14 protein-coding genes are annotated in these 15,532 nt (G+C 68.9%); 7 read left to right on the top strand and 7 right to left on the bottom strand.

Features of this window, described 5'->3' with window-relative positions:
- Positions 1-97: 97 nt before the first annotated feature.
- Positions 98-1,342 carry a M24 family metallopeptidase gene (locus ACWCQS_RS32440; RefSeq protein WP_399179887.1) on the top strand — a complete coding sequence of 415 codons (1,245 nt, stop codon included), beginning with the start codon at positions 98-100 and terminating at the stop codon, positions 1,340-1,342.
- Positions 1,343-1,796: 454 nt separating this feature from the next.
- Complete coding sequence (locus ACWCQS_RS32445; protein ID WP_451007759.1) at positions 1,797-3,272, top strand: NAD-dependent succinate-semialdehyde dehydrogenase; 1,476 nt, start codon at positions 1,797-1,799, stop codon at positions 3,270-3,272.
- A 38-nt stretch (positions 3,273-3,310) separates the two neighbouring features.
- Here ACWCQS_RS32445 and ACWCQS_RS32450 read toward each other — a convergent pair whose 3' ends face one another.
- Positions 3,311-4,351 carry a PAS domain-containing protein gene (locus ACWCQS_RS32450; RefSeq protein WP_451007802.1) on the bottom strand — a complete coding sequence of 347 codons (1,041 nt, stop codon included), beginning with the start codon at positions 4,349-4,351 and terminating at the stop codon, positions 3,311-3,313.
- 424 nt (positions 4,352-4,775) lie between these two features.
- Here ACWCQS_RS32450 and ACWCQS_RS32455 point away from each other — a divergent pair, with 424 nt between their 5' ends.
- The 5 genes from ACWCQS_RS32455 to ACWCQS_RS32475 all read left to right on the top strand — a co-directional run bounded on the left by ACWCQS_RS32455 (position 4,776) and on the right by ACWCQS_RS32475 (position 9,458).
- Positions 4,776-5,438, top strand: a complete 663-nt coding sequence (locus ACWCQS_RS32455; protein ID WP_228626459.1) for a hydrolase — start codon at positions 4,776-4,778, stop codon at positions 5,436-5,438.
- A 288-nt stretch (positions 5,439-5,726) separates the two neighbouring features.
- Positions 5,727-6,344 carry a YoaK family protein gene (locus ACWCQS_RS32460; RefSeq protein ID WP_451007803.1) on the top strand — a complete coding sequence of 206 codons (618 nt, stop codon included), beginning with the start codon at positions 5,727-5,729 and terminating at the stop codon, positions 6,342-6,344.
- A 98-nt stretch (positions 6,345-6,442) separates the two neighbouring features.
- Positions 6,443-8,332 carry an amidohydrolase gene (locus tag ACWCQS_RS32465; RefSeq protein ID WP_451007760.1) on the top strand — a complete coding sequence of 630 codons (1,890 nt, stop codon included), beginning with the start codon at positions 6,443-6,445 and terminating at the stop codon, positions 8,330-8,332.
- A gap of 59 nt (positions 8,333-8,391) precedes the next feature.
- Positions 8,392-8,886 (top strand): DoxX family protein, encoded by a 495-nt coding sequence (locus ACWCQS_RS32470; RefSeq protein WP_451007761.1) that lies wholly within the window; start codon positions 8,392-8,394, stop codon positions 8,884-8,886.
- A 152-nt stretch (positions 8,887-9,038) separates the two neighbouring features.
- On the top strand, positions 9,039-9,458 hold the full coding sequence (locus ACWCQS_RS32475) for a MarR family winged helix-turn-helix transcriptional regulator (protein ID WP_451007762.1): 420 nt from the start codon (positions 9,039-9,041) through the stop codon (positions 9,456-9,458).
- Positions 9,459-9,557: 99 nt separating this feature from the next.
- Here ACWCQS_RS32475 and ACWCQS_RS32480 read toward each other — a convergent pair whose 3' ends face one another.
- The 6 genes from ACWCQS_RS32480 to ACWCQS_RS32505 all read right to left on the bottom strand — a co-directional run bounded on the left by ACWCQS_RS32480 (position 9,558) and on the right by ACWCQS_RS32505 (position 15,332).
- Entirely contained in the window at positions 9,558-10,061 is a 504-nt protein-coding gene (locus ACWCQS_RS32480) for a MarR family winged helix-turn-helix transcriptional regulator (protein ID WP_451007763.1), read from the bottom strand.
- 79 nt (positions 10,062-10,140) lie between these two features.
- Positions 10,141-11,046: a 3-hydroxyacyl-CoA dehydrogenase gene (locus tag ACWCQS_RS32485; protein WP_451007764.1), complete on the bottom strand. Its 906-nt coding sequence runs from the start codon at positions 11,044-11,046 to the stop codon at positions 10,141-10,143.
- Positions 11,043-12,029 carry a 3-hydroxyacyl-CoA dehydrogenase NAD-binding domain-containing protein gene (locus ACWCQS_RS32490; RefSeq protein WP_451007765.1) on the bottom strand — a complete coding sequence of 329 codons (987 nt, stop codon included), beginning with the start codon at positions 12,027-12,029 and terminating at the stop codon, positions 11,043-11,045. The genes ACWCQS_RS32485 and ACWCQS_RS32490 overlap by 4 nt, the downstream gene beginning before the upstream one ends.
- Before the next feature lie 59 nt (positions 12,030-12,088).
- Positions 12,089-12,871: a crotonase/enoyl-CoA hydratase family protein gene (locus tag ACWCQS_RS32495; protein WP_451007766.1), complete on the bottom strand. Its 783-nt coding sequence runs from the start codon at positions 12,869-12,871 to the stop codon at positions 12,089-12,091.
- The gene (locus ACWCQS_RS32500; protein WP_451007767.1) at positions 12,868-14,100 is read right to left on the bottom strand and encodes a CaiB/BaiF CoA transferase family protein; all 1,233 of its coding nucleotides are present in this window, start codon (positions 14,098-14,100) and stop codon (positions 12,868-12,870) included. Before ACWCQS_RS32500 ends, ACWCQS_RS32495 begins: the two co-directional genes overlap by 4 nt.
- Before the next feature lie 5 nt (positions 14,101-14,105).
- Positions 14,106-15,332 (bottom strand): acyl-CoA dehydrogenase family protein, encoded by a 1,227-nt coding sequence (locus ACWCQS_RS32505; protein ID WP_451007768.1) that lies wholly within the window; start codon positions 15,330-15,332, stop codon positions 14,106-14,108.
- Positions 15,333-15,532 lie beyond the last annotated feature (200 nt).

Here is a 15,532-nt window from a genome sequence, read left to right on the forward strand (position 1 = left end):
GAGACGACAACGCCCCTCCTCCGACCGCCCGCACGGCCCCTCGCCGGTTTCCCGGGCAACGTGACAAAGGACGAACCACACGATGACAGTGACGAGCGTGAGCGCCTCACGCCCCATCCCGGCCCACGGCCACAGCGCAGTCGACTACGAGACACGCGTGGACTACGACCGGCTGCGGTCCTACCGGCTGGAGCGCGCCCGTGGCGTGCTGGACGCCAGCGAGTGCGGCGCTTTCCTGCTGTTCGACTTCTACAACATCCGCTACACCACGCAAACCTGGATCGGCGGTGCCCTCGGGGACAAGATGACCCGCTACGCCCTGCTGACCCGCGGAGGAGACCCGGTGCTGTGGGACTTCGGTTCCGCCGCCAGACATCACCAGTTGTTCGCTCCATGGCTGAAGCCCGAGAACTCCCGTGCCGGCATGCTGGGCATGCGCGGCGCCATCGCTCCGGACGCCGGCCTGATGGCCTCGGCGGTGCGCGAGATCAAGGGCATGCTGGAGGACGCGGGGGTGGCGGACCTGCCGGTCGGTGTGGACATCGTCGAGCCGCCGTTCCTGTTCGAGATGCAGCGGCAGGGGCTGAAGGTCGTCGACGCCCAGCAGATGATGCTCGACGCCCGGACCATCAAGTCGCAGGACGAAATCACCCTGCTGTCCATGGCCGCGGCCATGGTGGACGGGGTCTATCAGGACATCGTCGACGTGCTCAGGCCCGGCATCCGGGAGAACGAGATCGTCGCCTTGGCCAACAAGCGCCTGTACGAGATGGGCTCCGACCAGGTGGAGGCCATCAACGCGGTCTCCGGCGAGCGCTGCAACCCGCACCCGCACAACTTCTCCGACCGACTCATACGCCCCGGGGACCAGGCGTTCTTCGACATCATCCAGTCCTATAACGGCTACCGCACCTGTTACTACCGCACTTTCGCGGTCGGCAGCGCCACCAGCTCGCAGCGTGACGCCTACACCAGGGCCCGCGAGTGGATGGACGCCGCCATCGCCGTGGTGAAGCCAGGGGTCGGCACCGACCAGGTGGCTCGGGTGTGGCCGGCCGCGACCGAGTTCGGTTTCGCCAACGAGATGGCCGCCTTCGGTCTGCAGTTCGGCCATGGGCTGGGCCTCGGTCTGCACGAGCGGCCCATCATCAGTCGGCTGAACAGCCTGGACAACCCCGTGGAGATCGAGGAGGGCATGGTCTTCGCCCTGGAAACCTACTGCCCGGCCTCGGACGGCTTCTCCGCGGCACGCATAGAAGAGGAGGTCGTGGTCACCGCCGACGGACCACAGATCCTCACGAAGTTCCCGGCGCAGGAGCTCTTCGTCGCCAACGCGTACTGACGGGACCCACCCGACGGCCCGGGCCCGTGCGGCGGGCCCGTGCCTCGTGCCACGGCACACGCGGTGCTCATGTCCCCGTGAGCGGAGCCGTCCTCGCCTCCTGGAGGCCGGCCGCCGTATGAAACCGCTCAGCAGCACCTTTCGCAGCGAACCGTGGCGACGGCCGGGTGCGCGGCCCGCCCAGCCCCGTGGCGGTGACGGGAGAGACGGCCGCCCGGACAACCGGAGAATATCCCGGGAGCCGTCGTGGCAACGGTCGAACGATCGCGGAGGACCCTCCGGCCGTGCCGCCGGAGTACCAAGCCGGTGGCCAGGATCGCCGAGGAGCCCTGCCTCGCCCCCTCGGCACCGGTCCGCATCAACGCTCATGGCACCACCCACCGCTGCCACGCCGGACAACCTGGCGCTCACGCAGCGGACCTCATCATCGGAACGTGCAGAAGGCGATGAATCAGTGAGTGCACACCACTCGGGCTCCCCCGCCCGGCTCCGTATCGACAAGATCCCCACCGACCTGTTCATCGGCGGCCACTGGCAGCCGTCGAGCGACGGCTCCCGTATCGATGTCGTGGACCCGGCCACCGGCGAAAAGCTTGCCGATGTCGCCAGCGCGACCACCGAGGATGCCCTCGCTGCTGTGACCGCGGCCGATGCCGCCCTTCCCGGCTGGGCCGCCACCCCACCCCGGCAGCGAGCCGAGCTTCTCCGCCGCGCCTTTGACCTGATGACCCGACGGGCGGAGGAATTCGCCGAGCTGATCGTCCTGGAGAACGGCAAGACCCTCGCCGACGCCCGCGGCGAGGTGGCCTACGCCGCAGAATTCTTCCGCTGGTACGCCGAGGAGGCCGTGCGGACCCTGGGCAGCGTCCAGACCGCGCCGTCCGGCTCGAACAAGATCCTCGTGCTGCGCCAGCCGGTCGGCGTCTCGGTCCTCGTCACACCGTGGAACTTCCCCGCCGCGATGGCCACCCGGAAGATCGGTCCGGCACTGGCGGCCGGCTGCACCGTGGTCCTGAAGCCCGCCAGTGACACACCGCTGACCGCGCTGGCCGTCGCCGCCCTCTTCGAGGAGGTGGGCTTGCCCGCCGGTGTGGTGAACGTGCTGCCCTCTCGCCGCTCTGGGGCGGTCGTCGGCGCGATGCTGGACGACCCACGGGTACGCAAGCTGTCGTTCACGGGTTCCACCGAGGTCGGCCGGGTCCTGCTGGCTGCCGCGTCCAAGACCGTGGTCAACTGCTCGATGGAGCTCGGTGGCAATGCGCCGTTCCTGGTCTTCGCCGACGCCGACCTGGACGAAGCGGTGGCCGGCGCCCTGGTGGCGAAGATGCGCAACGGCGGTGAGGCGTGCACGGCCGCGAACCGCTTCTACGTCGAGGCATCGGTCGCGGACGAGTTCACCCGTCGGCTGGCCGAGGCGATGGGCGCCCTGAAGGTCGGCCCCGGCCTCGACGACGGAGTGCAGCTCGGCCCGCTCGTCAACGCGGAAGCCCTGGACAAGGTGGCCGAACTCGTCACGGGCACCGTGCAGGCCGGCGCCTCGCTGGTGACCGGCGGCCGGCCGCTCGAGGGCGCCGGTCACTACTACCCGCCGACGGTGCTCAAGGACGTGCCCCCGGGCGCGCCGGTGCTGGAGGAGGAGATCTTCGGCCCGGTCGCTCCTGTCGTCAGCTTCACCACCGAGGACGAGGCGATCGAGCTGGCCAACGCTACGGAGTACGGTCTGGTCTCCTACGTCTACACCTCCGACCTGGCCCGCGGCCTGCGGGTGAGTGAGCGTCTGGACTCCGGCATGGTGGGGCTCAACCGCGGTGTCGTGTCGGATCCGGCAGCGCCGTTCGGCGGTACCAAGCAGAGCGGCATCGGACGCGAGGGTGGTCATGAGGGGCTGCTCGACTACACGGAGTCCAAGTACATCGCCCTGTCATGGTGACCGCATACCGTAACCCGGACACATCACACGCTTCGACGTCAGGCTGACGGCAACGCCCGTGCACGGGCGATCCCGGTCGGCGGCGGCCTGGATCGCCCGGGCACCGAGCCCTTACATGGCGCACCGCTCGTACGCCACGACCGGCCGCCCCGCACCGGTCCCTGGCGGCCACGTCCGTGAAGACCTGCCTTAGCCGCTGCGCGGTCGACCCGGTGTGCTGGGCACGGCTGCGGCACTAACGGTAGGTGGGTGTGGCGCGGCCCACGGCGCTGCTCGGCGAAACTTGATGCCTGCATTGCGTCTTGGGGAGACGCCAGCAGCGCGGCGGCAGATTGCCCAACTACCTCCCCGGCCGAGTAGTCGACCAGTCGCTGGGCGGCCTGCGTCCATCCCACCACCGTCCCATGCTCATCAATCATCGCTATCGCAGCGTCGGATACCTTGCGCAGGTCCAGCGGCTGAGCGAGTGCCGGCTGATCGAGGTCAGTCATCACGGTGGTTCCCATCAGGTGCGTCGGTGTTCGGAAGAGCTGGCGTGTAGGGCAGTACGCCGAACCCACATCGACCACGCTAGGAACGGGCGGCCAGGCAGACATCGGCCAAAAAGTCATACTTATTCTGATCATTGTGCTTAGCGCACAGTCCGCCAGGGTGCGGCCTCGCTGGCGCGGCGGGAAGCAGCGGACCCGCGGAATGCTGCCCGAGGGAGGAATCGGTGGGCCGGAGGCCGGGAGCGTAGAGAGTCGGCACATCCACCTTGATGTTCCCGAAGGTGGCGTCTGGACGGTCCTCGATGCCCTCGGTGAACGCGGCAAGGATCCGGACCCCGGCCACCAGGGCCGGTGGGACCACCGTCGAGCCTGTCGCGCCGGCGGCATGGACCGCCGCACGGCCGGCCCAGAACGACAGCCAGGCTCGCGAGCCAGAGAAGACCGACCACCATCGCCGCCACACCCAGCCCGGCACTCGTCGGCGTGATCGGCGGGCTCGATGCGGTCGTCCGATCGGTGGCGAAGCGGTCGGGCACACGCAGCGGGAACGCCATCGGGTGATGCGGCACCGGTCAAAGGGGAGGGCATGCGTGCCGACACAGCGACACGGCTGGGCCGATTGCCGCGACCGACAGCGTCGCGACGCCAGGGGGCCCGGGGATCCACACATACAGATCCCGAGCACCTCGAGCGCCCACGCGGCCGCGGTCTGCACGCGTGTCAGACACGCGTGACGCTCAGGAGCGCACGTGGGCGACGTGAGACACCTCACCTCACTAGTTCATCATTCAACCTCTTGCGCAGAAATATCTGGCTTGGAAGATTGATTGATATGGGCGTCCCACCCGAGGACGGATCCCGTCCTCACGAGACACCCGAGGAGGCCGCAATGCCGGCATCCGAGAACCGACCGCAGGGACTGCTCGCGCGGATCGGCCGCTTCTTCGGCCGGCCCTCCGGCAGGCACGCAGGACGCGTGTCCCTGCTCCTTTCAGAACAAGAGGAACCCATCATGTTCAACATCGCCAATGTCAAGGCCGCCCCCAGCCCGGATCTGCTGACCCCTGAGAACTCGGTGATGCTGTTCGTCGACCACCAGCCGCAGATGTTCTTCGGGACCGCCAGCGGCGACCGCACCGCGATCGTCAATGCCACCGTGGGCCTGGCGAAGGCGGCCAAGGCGTTCGGTGTGCCGACGGTGCTGACCACCGTGGCCGCCGAGTCCTTCTCCGGCCCGCTCCTGCCCCAGCTGGCCGAGGTCTTCCCCGGTCAGGAGATCATCGACCGCACCACGATGAACGCCTGGGAGGACAACGCGGTCGTCGAGGCGATCAAGGCCACCGGCCGCCGGAAGATCGTCATCTCGGGCCTGTGGACCGAGGTGTGCATCGTTCTCCCCGTGCTGTCCGCGCTCGGACAGGGCTACGAGGTGTACGTGGTGGCCGACGCCTCCGGCGGTGTCACCCCGCAGGCTCATGAGCACGCCATCGAGCGGATGGTCAATGCCGGTGCCGTGCCGGTGACTTGGATCCAGGTCCTGCTCGAGCTGCAGCGCGACTGGGCCCGTGCCGAGACCTACCTCCCTGTCATGGAGATCGTCAAGGAGCACGGCGGCGCCTACGGTCTCGGCGTCGTCTACGCCCAGTCCGTCATCGGCGCCCACGCCGCGGGCTGATCCACCGGGTCGCCGGCCCGAGGGCACCCCGCCCCTGGGCCGGCACCGGCCCGCAGCCCAAGACCTCGAAGTACCCGCCGTCCCGGGGATGCAGCGGCGCAGAGGTCATCCCGCGTCCCAGAAGCAGCGGGCCTGCCACCGAGCGGCCGGCCCATGGACGGCCCATGTTCTCGTGCGCGAGCAATCCGAACCCAGCATGGGCCGTGACCCAAGGAAACGACAGTGAACCTCAATCATTCCTCGGCGCCCGGCGCGCCGGGCGGTCGTGAGCCGCTGCTGCCGGCCCTGATGACCGTGACGGCGGTGAGCGGGCTCATCGACGCGGTCAGCTATCTGGGGCTGGGCCATGTCTTCACCGCGAACATGACCGGCAACGTGGTCATCATCGGCTTCGCCGCCGCCGGCGTCCCCGGCTTCTCGGTGCTCGGCTCGCTGGTGTCGCTGGCCGCCTTCCTGGTCGGAGCGGGAGCGGCCGGCCGTCTGGGAACCGTGCTGGGCCGCACGTCGCCGAGCCGGCTGCGCTGCATCCTGCTGCTGGAAACGGTGCTGCTGGCCACGGCCACCACGGTCGCTTTTGTCGCCACCCATGCGGTCCATGCGCTCATCGCCCTGATCGCGCTGGCCATGGGCCTGCGCAACGGGACGGTCCGCAAACTCGCCGTTCCGGATGTGACCACGACGGTGCTGACCCTGACGCTGACCGGACTCGCGTCCGACTCGACCCTGGCAGGCGGTACCAATCCGCGTGCCGGCCGTCGGCTGGCCTCGGTGCTGGCGATGCTGGCAGGCGCGTTCGGCGGAGCCCTGCTCGTGCAGCACACGGGGCTCGGCTGGCCTCTGCTGGCCAGCACGTTCGGTACCGCTGCCGCCGTCCTGGCCGTACCACGCGGCCCGTCCGCGGGCTGACTCAAGCCCGCCTGTCAGTCCCCCTCACTGCGGCCCCAGCAACCGCTTCACCCCCCCACACCCCCCATTTTTGGGCTTGCTCATTGGAGATGATTTCCATGGCCACTATGCCCGTGGCTGGCCTCCCCCCTGTCAGCGACGACCACGTCGCCGACCTCGTGATCCGCAACGCCAAGCTCTACACCGGCGACCCGACAAACCCCCAGGCCAGCGCCGTCGCCATCAAGGACGGCAAGGTCACCGTGGTCGGTGACGACAACGACGTCGCCCGACTGATCAGCGGCCGGACCCGAGTGGTCGACGCGCTGGGCCGCCGGGTCGTGCCCGGCCTCAACGACTCCCACCTGCACGTGATCCGCGGCGGCCTGAACTACGTCCTGGAACTGCGCTGGGACGGCGTACCGACGCTGCGCCAGGCCCTGGCGATGCTGCGCGAACAGGCCGCCCGCACCCCCAAGGGGCAGTGGGTCAGGGTGGTCGGCGGATGGTCGGCGGACCAGTTCGCCGAGAAGCGCCTGCCGACCCTGGCCGAGCTGAACGCGGCCGCTCCGGACACACCGGTGTTCGTGCTGCACCTGTACCAGTCCGCCCTGATGAACCGCGCGGCGCTGAAGGCGGCGGGATACACCAAGGCCACGCCCGACCCCAAGGGCGGCCAGCTCGTGCGCGGCCGTGACGGGGAGCCGACCGGCATGCTCCTGGCCGCCCCCAGCGCGCTGATCCTGTACTCCACCCTCGCCGCGGCACCGACCCTGCAGGGCGAGGACCTGAAGACCTCCACCCGCCACTTCCTGCGCGAGCTGAACCGATTCGGTCTCACCTCGGCCATCGACGCGGCCGGCGGCTTCCAGAACTTCCCCGACAACTACGGCACCGTCATCGACCTCGCCCAGGCCGGCCAGCTTTCGCTGCGCATCGCCTACCACCTCTTCCCGCAGACCCCGGGCCAGGAGATCGACGACCTCAAGCGCTGGATCGACATGGTCAAGCCCGGAGACGGCGACGAATGGCTCCGGCTCAACGGCGCCGGAGAGAACCTGACTTGGTCGGCGGCCGACTTCGAGAACTTCACCGAGCCCAGGCCTGAGCTGGCCGCGGGCTACGAGGGCGACTTCGAGAAGGCCGTACGGCTGCTGATGGAGAACGGCTGGGGCTTCCGGCTGCACGCCACCTACGACGAGACGATCCGCCGCGACCTCGCGGTCTTCGAGAAGCTCGCCGCCGAGGGCCTCTTCCCCGCCGGCAACCGCTGGCTGTTCGACCACGCGGAGACCGTCTCGGGCGAGAGCCTGGACCGCGTCGCGGCACTGGGCGGCGCCATGTCGGTCCAGAACCGCATGTCCTTCCAGGGCGAGGCGTTCGTACGCCGCTACGGCGCCGCTGCCGCAGCGGACGCACCCCCGGTGCGCGCCATGCTGGAGCGCGGCCTGACCGTCGGCGCCGGCACGGACGCCACCCGGGTGTCCTCCTACAACCCGTGGGTCGCGCTGCACTGGCTGGTCTCCGGCCGGACCATCGGCGACCTGACGATCTACCCGCCGGAGAACCGCGTCAGCCGGGAGACGGCACTGACCATGTACACCCAGGCCGGCGCCAAGCTCACCGGTGAGCAGGACGTCAAGGGCATCCTCAAGCCTGGCTTCTACGGCGACCTCGCCGTCCTCTCCGACGACTTCTTCACCGTCCCGGAGCAGGACATCCCGCACATCGAGTCCCTCCTGACCGTCACCGGCGGACGCATTGTGTACGCCGCCGCCGAGTACGAGGGCCTGGACGAGGCGATACCGGCGATCAGCCCGGCTTGGAGTCCGGTCGCCCACTACGGGGGCTACCAGGCCACCGTCAAGCCCAGTATCTCGGGCGCGCGACAGGCGGAGCTGCTCGGCCAGGCCGTCGCCGAGTCCGAGCAGCACCGGCACTGGCGCGCCCAGCGCGGCTTCGCGCCGGAGGCTCCGACCGAGATCTTCGACACCTGCTTCGTGCTGTGACCGCACGGAACTGCCCCCTACTGCCACCGCGCTGACCACCCACGCACGAGGAGAGTGTGATGAACACCGGACTGCTCATCCTGAGGCTGGTCGTCGGCCTGCTGTTCGCCGGACATGGGATCCAGAAGGTCAGCCACCGCCTGGGAGGACACGGGATCGAGGGTGGAGCTGCGGAGTTCCGAGCGGACGGGTTCCGTGGCGGCCGGCTCACCGCCGCCGCCGCGGGCCTCGGACAGATCACCGCAGGTCTGCTGCTCAGCGCGGGAGCGCTCACCCCTTTGGCGGCCACCATCTCGGCGGGAGTCATGACGGTCGCGGCCACGGTGAAGTGCCGCAACGGGCTCTGGGTGCAGCACGACGGCTACGAGTACCCACTCGTCCTGACCGTCCTGCCGACCGTGCTGACGCTCACCGGGCCCGGCCGCTGGTCGGTCGACCAGGCCATCGGCCTCCTTCCCTGGGCCCCCTGGTGGGCGGCCTCGGCCGTCGGCCTCGGCATTCTCAGCGGGCTGACGACCCGCGCCGTCCTGGCACGGCCGGGCCTGCCCGTCTGAGTCATCAGGAACATCTGCGCCGCCGGCGCGTTGACACTGTCATGAAGAGAGAGACGAGAGGGCGGCGGAGGGCGGAGCCCACGCCGCCCTCCGCCAGTGGCGACGTCCGTAGTGGCGGCGAGAGCATTGACCGTGAGCTGCTCGACGGGTGGATGCTGGTGATGCAGGGCTTCCAGGCCACGCAGGACTCTCTCGCGAGCGAACTGGCCGAGCGCTTCAACCTCCGCCAAGGCGCCGCCGAGGTTCTGGTGCGCTTGCTCACCGCGCCCAAGAACCGGATGCCGATGACACGCCTGGCACACGAGACACGCATGTCCAGTGGCGGGTTCACCAAGCTTGCCGACCGGCTCTGTGCGGCCGGTCTGACTCGGCGTATGACCTGTGAGGAAGACCGGCGCCTCATCTACCTCGAACTGACGGACCTGGGCAAGGACACGGCCCGGGCCATCTCCGAGGCGGTTACGGGGATTCTGCGCGATCGAGTCCTCGCCCCTCTCGGCCGCGACGGGGTGGGCAAGCTCGCCGATGCCATGCGCGCGGTGCGCGACGCCAATGACGATCCCGCGAAGTGACGTCGGCACGCGGGACGTCCGAGGACAGAAACGTCGTCTGCGAATGCACTTCCTCATGCGTGAAGCACAATTACCGAGTTGCGGTGGAGGAAGGCGACGTCAGGCTGACCGTTCCGAGTATTCCGAATCCGCACCGACGCCTTCGTCGTGGTGGTCCACCGGCCCGATAAGTGCCTCACTGATCTCACGCAATTGCTCAACCTGGGCAGGCGTCAAACGGTCGAGGAAATGAGAGCGCACGCAGGCGAGCTCAAGGGGGGCTGCGGCCCGCAAGGCATCTCTTCCCGCACCGGTCAACCGCGCCAGGACGATGCGGCGGCTGACGGGATCCGGTACCCGCACCACCCAGCCGTGCTCCCGTGTGCGGTCCACCAGATGAGAGAGTCTGCTGGTCGATATGCCCATCCGCCGGGCCAACTTGGTCAGGCCCAATTGCCCCTCAGGAGCTTCCGCCAGCCAAGAGAGCATCTCATAGTGGATCTGCCACATGCCGGTCTCACGTCGAATTTCCTGCCCGACCTGCTCAGTCAGCCACCGTGCCGCACTACTGAAGACGCGCACAGAGTGCTGCGCGTCAACGCCGGCCGATTCAATGCTCTCCACAAGGACTCCTTGAATTTTGCGACACCCCTCAGTGTAATTTAATGTTGAACCAAATGGGAAGTGTGACGTACGCACTTGGTCAGACGCCTTTTCCGGTCACCAGCACGGCATGGGCGATTCCGGTGAGGTTGCCCTGTGCGACGAGGATCTCCTTGCGGTCCGATCCGTCGAGGCCGGCGGTGTAGATGCTGCCGCCCAGGTCGGTCACGTACATACGGCCGCCGTCCGGGTCGAGGGTGATGCCGATGCCTTCCATCAGGTGGGTGAGGAGGATCTCGGGCGAACGTACTGCGTTCGGCGGGTGCATGGGTGCGCGGTTCACGGTGTTGCCCCGGGGCGGGTCGCCGCGGTCCGTCCAGTACAACAGGCACTGCGCGTGGTCGAGTTCGAGGTCGATCGGCTCCGGCAGCCCTTCGAAGAGCACTTCGATGTCGCTGCGTTCGGCCGCGCTCTGTCCGTCGGGCAGGTCGATTCCGGCCCGCAGGATCTTCCCCTCCCCCGCGTCGCTCGGGCCCTTCTGGGACCAGTAGAGATGTCCGCGGGCCGGGTCGACGGCGACTCCCACGCACCACCTTCTCTCGTCCTGGCGGTCGTCGGCTCCCTGTCCCGTCTGCACGAGTGTCTCGACGTTCGAGCCGTCGAGTTCGCAGCGCATCACGCGCATGCCCTCACGATCACCCCAGTACAGCTTCCGGCCCACGGCCTCGAAGTGGAGCTGCTTCGGGGTGTGCGTGACGCCGCTCGGCACGATCGTCGTCCGGTTGCCTCCGTCCAGGTCCACACGCTCGATCGAGCCGTCGTTCTCCTCCGGCACACCCATGTTCGTCCAGTAGATGTGCCCGGCCGCCACATCGACCGCCACCCCGTCAGGAACCCTGCACCCGGTGACGAGGACCGTCTTGCCCGAGCCGTCGGGATGCACGCAGAACAGCCGGCCGCCACCGCTGGCTTCGAGCACGAACAGCCTTTCCTGCCGCTGCGTCATGCCCCCTCCTCTGTCACCGGGTCGGCTGTGGACCCCGGGGCGGAGGAGTCATACCAGGCGCGCACGGCCAGCAGGGCCGAGAGCATCGCGTCGCGCCGGTCGGCCAGCTCGTCGACCGAGTGACCGCTCGCCTCATCGAGGACACCGTCCACGATCGTCTGCTGGAGCTCGGGTGTGAACTCGGGGGTGCCCAGGTCCTGCCAGGACGCCACCATCCGCGGCATGAGCGTCTCCATGAAGTGCTGGATGCTGCCCTCGCCTCCGCCCAGATGCCACAGCAGATGGGGTCCCATGACACCCCATCTGAGCCCCGGGCCCCAGAACACCGCGTCATCGGAGTCGGCCACATCGAGCACGCCCTCCTGGACCAGGTACACCACCTCGCGGTACAGGGCGGCCTGGATGCGGTTGGCGACGTGCCCGGGAAGTTCCTTCTTGAGGTGGACCGGCTTCTTGCCGATCGCGGCGTAGAACGCCATGACGTCCCGGACCGTGTCCGGATCGGTCCTCGTGCCGCCGACGACCTCGACCAGAGGGATGATGTGCGGCGGGTTGAAGGGATGCCCGATGACGGTCCGCTCCGGGCCCCGGCACTCGGCCTGGATGACGCTCATCGTGATGCCCGATGAACTCGACGCGAGAATCGCGTCCGGCGGCGTGGCCTCGTCGATGTCGGCGAACAGCTTCACCTTGAGCTCCGGCCGCTCCGGTGCGTTCTCCTGGACGAAGTCGGCGTCCGCGACGGCCTGACGCAGGTCGGCGGTAAAGCTCAGCCGGTCGGGCGAAGCCCCGGGCGCGAGCCCGATCGAGGCAGCCGCGTCCCAGGCCGCCTCCACGTACGACCGCAGAGCCGTCTCCGCGGTGGGGGCGGGATCGGTCGCCGTGACGTCGAAGCCGCGGACGAGATAGTGCGTCGCCCAGCTCGCACCGATCGTGCCGGTCCCGACGATCGCCACGCGCTGGACAGGCCTGTGCGCATTCATGACTGGTCACTGCTCCTGAGAGAATCGGGTGCGGGCGGTTAGGGCTGATGTGACCGGCATCAGCGGCCGTGCCAGACGGGTGCGCGCTTCTCGGCGAACGCCCGCGCGCCTTCCCTGGCGTCCTCGCTGGTGGCCAGCCCGCTGGTGATCTCGTCCTGGCGTGTGAACGCGTCGCTCTCGTTCAGGCCCTGGGTTTCGCGCAGGACCTCCTTGACGGCTGCGAGCGCCAGCGGTGCGTTCCGCGCGACGCGCTCCGCCAGTTCCCGGGCCACAGTCAACGCGGTGCCAGGCGGGGTCAGTTCGTTGACGAGCCCGTACTGCTTGGCTTCTGCGGCGGTCAGCGGCTCGCCGGTGAGCAGTACGCGCGCGGCGACGTGGTACGGAAGGCGGCGCGGCAGCCGGACCAGTCCGCCCTCTGCCGCCACGAGACCGCGGGTGGTCTCGGGAAGCCCGAACCGGGCGTCCTCCGCGGCGACGATCAGATCGCAGGCGAGTACCATCTCGAAGCCGCCGCCGAGCGCCCAGCCCTCGACCGCGGCGATCAGCGGCTTGCGCACCGCCGCGCGGGTGAGCCCGCCGAATCCCCGGCCGGGGAGCACCGGTAGCTCCCCTCTGGTGAAGGCTTTCAGGTCCATGCCGGCGCTGAACACCCCGCCGGCGCCCGTGAGGACGCCGACCGAGAGTTCCGGGTCCGCGTCGAGCAGATCTACGGCCGCCGCGAGTTGTACCGCGACCTCGTGGTCGACGGCGTTCTTCTGCGCCGGGCGGTTGATGGTGAGGGTGAGCACGCCGCCGCGGCGCTCGTGCAGCACCATGGCGGGCGCTTCGGGCGCCGTGCTCATTGCGGCGCCTGTGCTTGCGTCGGGCCGGGAATCGCTCCCTGGGCGCGCAGTTCGGCGATGTCGGCAGGGCCGAATCCCAGCTCGGCGAGGATTCCGTCGTTGTGCTCACCAAGGTCCGGGGCCCGCTTCGCCGGGACTTTCTCGACGCCTCGCACAGTGACCGGGCTGTTGATGGTGTACTCCAGCCCGCTGACCCCTGCCAGCGGCACGACGATGTCGTTCGCGCGCAGCTGCGGGTCCTGTGCTGCCTCTTCCGGTGTCTGGATGAGGCTGTAGGTGACGCGTTCCCGGGTCAGGGCGTCCTTCCAGTGGGCGAACGGGCGTGAGCGGAACTCGGCGTCGAGCAGTTCCGTCAGTGCGGCGGAGTTCTTGACGAAGCCCTCGATGCCGGTGAAACGGGGGTCCTCGAGGAGCTCGGGATGCCCGATGGCCCGTGTGAGTCCCGGCCAGTGCGGGGGTGAGGCGACCAGCATGAACCACTCGTCGTCCGCGGTTCGGTAGGGATTGATCAGGGGGTTCGCCGGTGCCTTGCGGTCGTGCAGCTGGAACGGCGTGCCGCCGGCGAGCGCGCCGGCCACGAGTGTTCCCGTCGCCCATACGCCTGCGGCGAGCAGCGACGTCCCGACGCTGGCCCCTTGTCCTGTCCGCTCGCGGCGGTAGAGGGCGGTCACGATCGCGGCGTAGATCGCGATCGCCGACATGTAGTCGCCGCTGCCCCAGACCGGCACCGTCGGCGGCGCTCCCGCGTCCCGGGTGGAGGCCAGCAGCCCGCTGCGCGACCAGGCAGCGGTCAGGTCGAAGCCCGGCAGTCCGGCGTCGGGACCGGCATCCCCGAAGCCCGTGATGTCGGCGTAGACGACTCTCGGGTTCCAGCCCGAGACCTCTTCGTAGCCGAGGTGCAGCTTCTCGCGCGTGCCGTGCGGGAAATTGGTGATCACCACGTCGGCCCACTGGACGAGCCGCTTGAGGACCTCGGTGGCCGCTGGGGACTTCAGGTCGAGCACCATGCCCCGCTTGTTGCGGTTGGCGAGGTGCCAGCTGTAGTTGGCCTCGGCCCGGGGGCTGGGCGGCACGGAGCTCAGCCGCCGCTGGGGGTCCCCCTTGCCCGGTGGCTCGATCTTGATGACGTCCGCTCCGAAGTCGGAGAGCACGGTGGCCGCGGCCGGTCCCGCGATGAAGCTCGACGCGTCGAGGACCTTCAAGCCGGTGAAGACGGATTCGGTGGTCATGGTCGTCACCTCACGAAGGCGCTCAGGCCGCCGGTCACGGCACGTCCGACGATGAGGGTCTGGATCTCCCGTGTGCCCTCGTACGAGTAGATGGCCTCCGCGTCGGCGACGAAGCGGCCGATCTTGTAGTCGAGGACGATCCCATTGCCGGCCATCAGCTCCCGCGCCCACCCGACGTTCTCGCGCATCCGCACGGTGCACTGGGCCTTCGCCAGCGCGGACTGCTCGTCCCGGTACACCCCGGCGTCCTGCAACTGGGCCAGTCGCGTCACCATCCCGCAGGATGCCGTGGCGTTGCCGAGCATCTTCACCAGCAGGTCCTGCACGAGCTGGAAGCCTCCGATGGGGCGACCGAACTGCTCGCGCTCCTTCGCGTAACTCAGGGCGATCTCGTAGGCGCCGAACATCACTCCCACCGCCTGCCACGCCACGCCGCTGCGCGTCTGGCGCAGGATCTTGGCGGTGTCCTTGAAGGAGTTCGCGTTCTGGAGCCGGTTGGCCTCCGGGACACGGCAGCCGTCGAGCACGATGTCGGCGTTCTGCACGATCCGCAGCGCCATCTTGTTCTCGATCTTCGTCGCGGTGAACCCGGGGGTGTCCTTCTCCACGACGAATCCCAGCACGTGCTGCGTCTCGACATCGCGGGCCCAGATGACGACCAGGTCGGCGAACGTCGCGTTGCCGATCCATCGCTTGGCTCCGTCGAGGATCCATCCGTCGCCGTCACGTCGCGCGGTCGTCCGCAGGCCACCCGCCACGTCGGATCCGCCGTGCGGCTCGGTCAGCCCGAAGGCGCCGATCTTCTCGAAGCGGCTCATCGCCGGCAGCCAGCGCCGCTTCTGCTCGTCGGAGCCGCAGGCGAGGATGGTGCCCATGGCCAGACCTGTGTGCACGCCGAAGAACGTCGCCAAGGACGCGTCGAAGTGTGCGAGCTCCAGCGCGGTGAAGCCAGAGAAGAGGTTGCTCGGCCTTGATTCCGGGGAGTCGGGGTCGGCCCATGCCATCAAGCCCAGCTTCCCGAAGCCCTCCACCAGCTGGAAGGGGAACTCGGCGCGGGCCCAGTAGTCGTCGACGAGCGGGGCGGCCTGCGTGCGCAGGAATTCGCGCAGGGATGCGATCTTCCCCCGATCCTTCTCCGACAGCAGTTCCTCATAGGCGTAGAAGTCGGCGGGCAGCAGCCCTGCGTCCAGGTAGGGACCGGACGGTGTCGGCAAGGTCGTCGTACCGCTCATGGCAATCTCCCTCAAACGCAGTGGGCATGGCTCGCAGGTCCGCGCCCTGGAGCCGACTTCTGCGCGGCAAATCGGTTCTCTGCCTCGATTGAACGAGGAGCCGGGGCCGGTTCCCCGGCCCCTCGCCGCTGCGGGGTGCCTTTGCCACCGCGTATCACCCCAGTGGCCCGCCGCAGCCCGGTGAGACAGAGGCGCGGGGC

Source organism: Streptomyces sp. NPDC002076 (assembly GCF_053593835.1).

Excerpts from the sequence above, each read along its gene's own strand:
- ACWCQS_RS32505 (WP_451007768.1), bottom strand. The coding sequence starts at position 15,332 with ATGAGCGGTACGACGACCTTGCCGACACCGTCCGGTCCCTACCTGGAC.
- ACWCQS_RS32495 (WP_451007766.1), bottom strand. The coding sequence starts at position 12,871 with ATGAGCACGGCGCCCGAAGCGCCCGCCATGGTGCTGCACGAGCGCCGC.
- ACWCQS_RS32475 (WP_451007762.1), top strand. The coding sequence starts at position 9,039 with ATGCTGGTGATGCAGGGCTTCCAGGCCACGCAGGACTCTCTCGCGAGC.
- ACWCQS_RS32460 (WP_451007803.1), top strand. The coding sequence starts at position 5,727 with ATGACCGTGACGGCGGTGAGCGGGCTCATCGACGCGGTCAGCTATCTG.
- ACWCQS_RS32465 (WP_451007760.1), top strand. The coding sequence starts at position 6,443 with ATGGCCACTATGCCCGTGGCTGGCCTCCCCCCTGTCAGCGACGACCAC.
- ACWCQS_RS32500 (WP_451007767.1), bottom strand. The coding sequence starts at position 14,100 with ATGACCACCGAATCCGTCTTCACCGGCTTGAAGGTCCTCGACGCGTCG.
- ACWCQS_RS32490 (WP_451007765.1), bottom strand. The coding sequence starts at position 12,029 with ATGAATGCGCACAGGCCTGTCCAGCGCGTGGCGATCGTCGGGACCGGC.
- ACWCQS_RS32470 (WP_451007761.1), top strand. The coding sequence starts at position 8,392 with ATGAACACCGGACTGCTCATCCTGAGGCTGGTCGTCGGCCTGCTGTTC.
- ACWCQS_RS32485 (WP_451007764.1), bottom strand. The coding sequence starts at position 11,046 with ATGACGCAGCGGCAGGAAAGGCTGTTCGTGCTCGAAGCCAGCGGTGGC.
- ACWCQS_RS32450 (WP_451007802.1), bottom strand. The coding sequence starts at position 4,351 with ATGCCCTCCCCTTTGACCGGTGCCGCATCACCCGATGGCGTTCCCGCT.
- ACWCQS_RS32455 (WP_228626459.1), top strand. The coding sequence starts at position 4,776 with ATGTTCAACATCGCCAATGTCAAGGCCGCCCCCAGCCCGGATCTGCTG.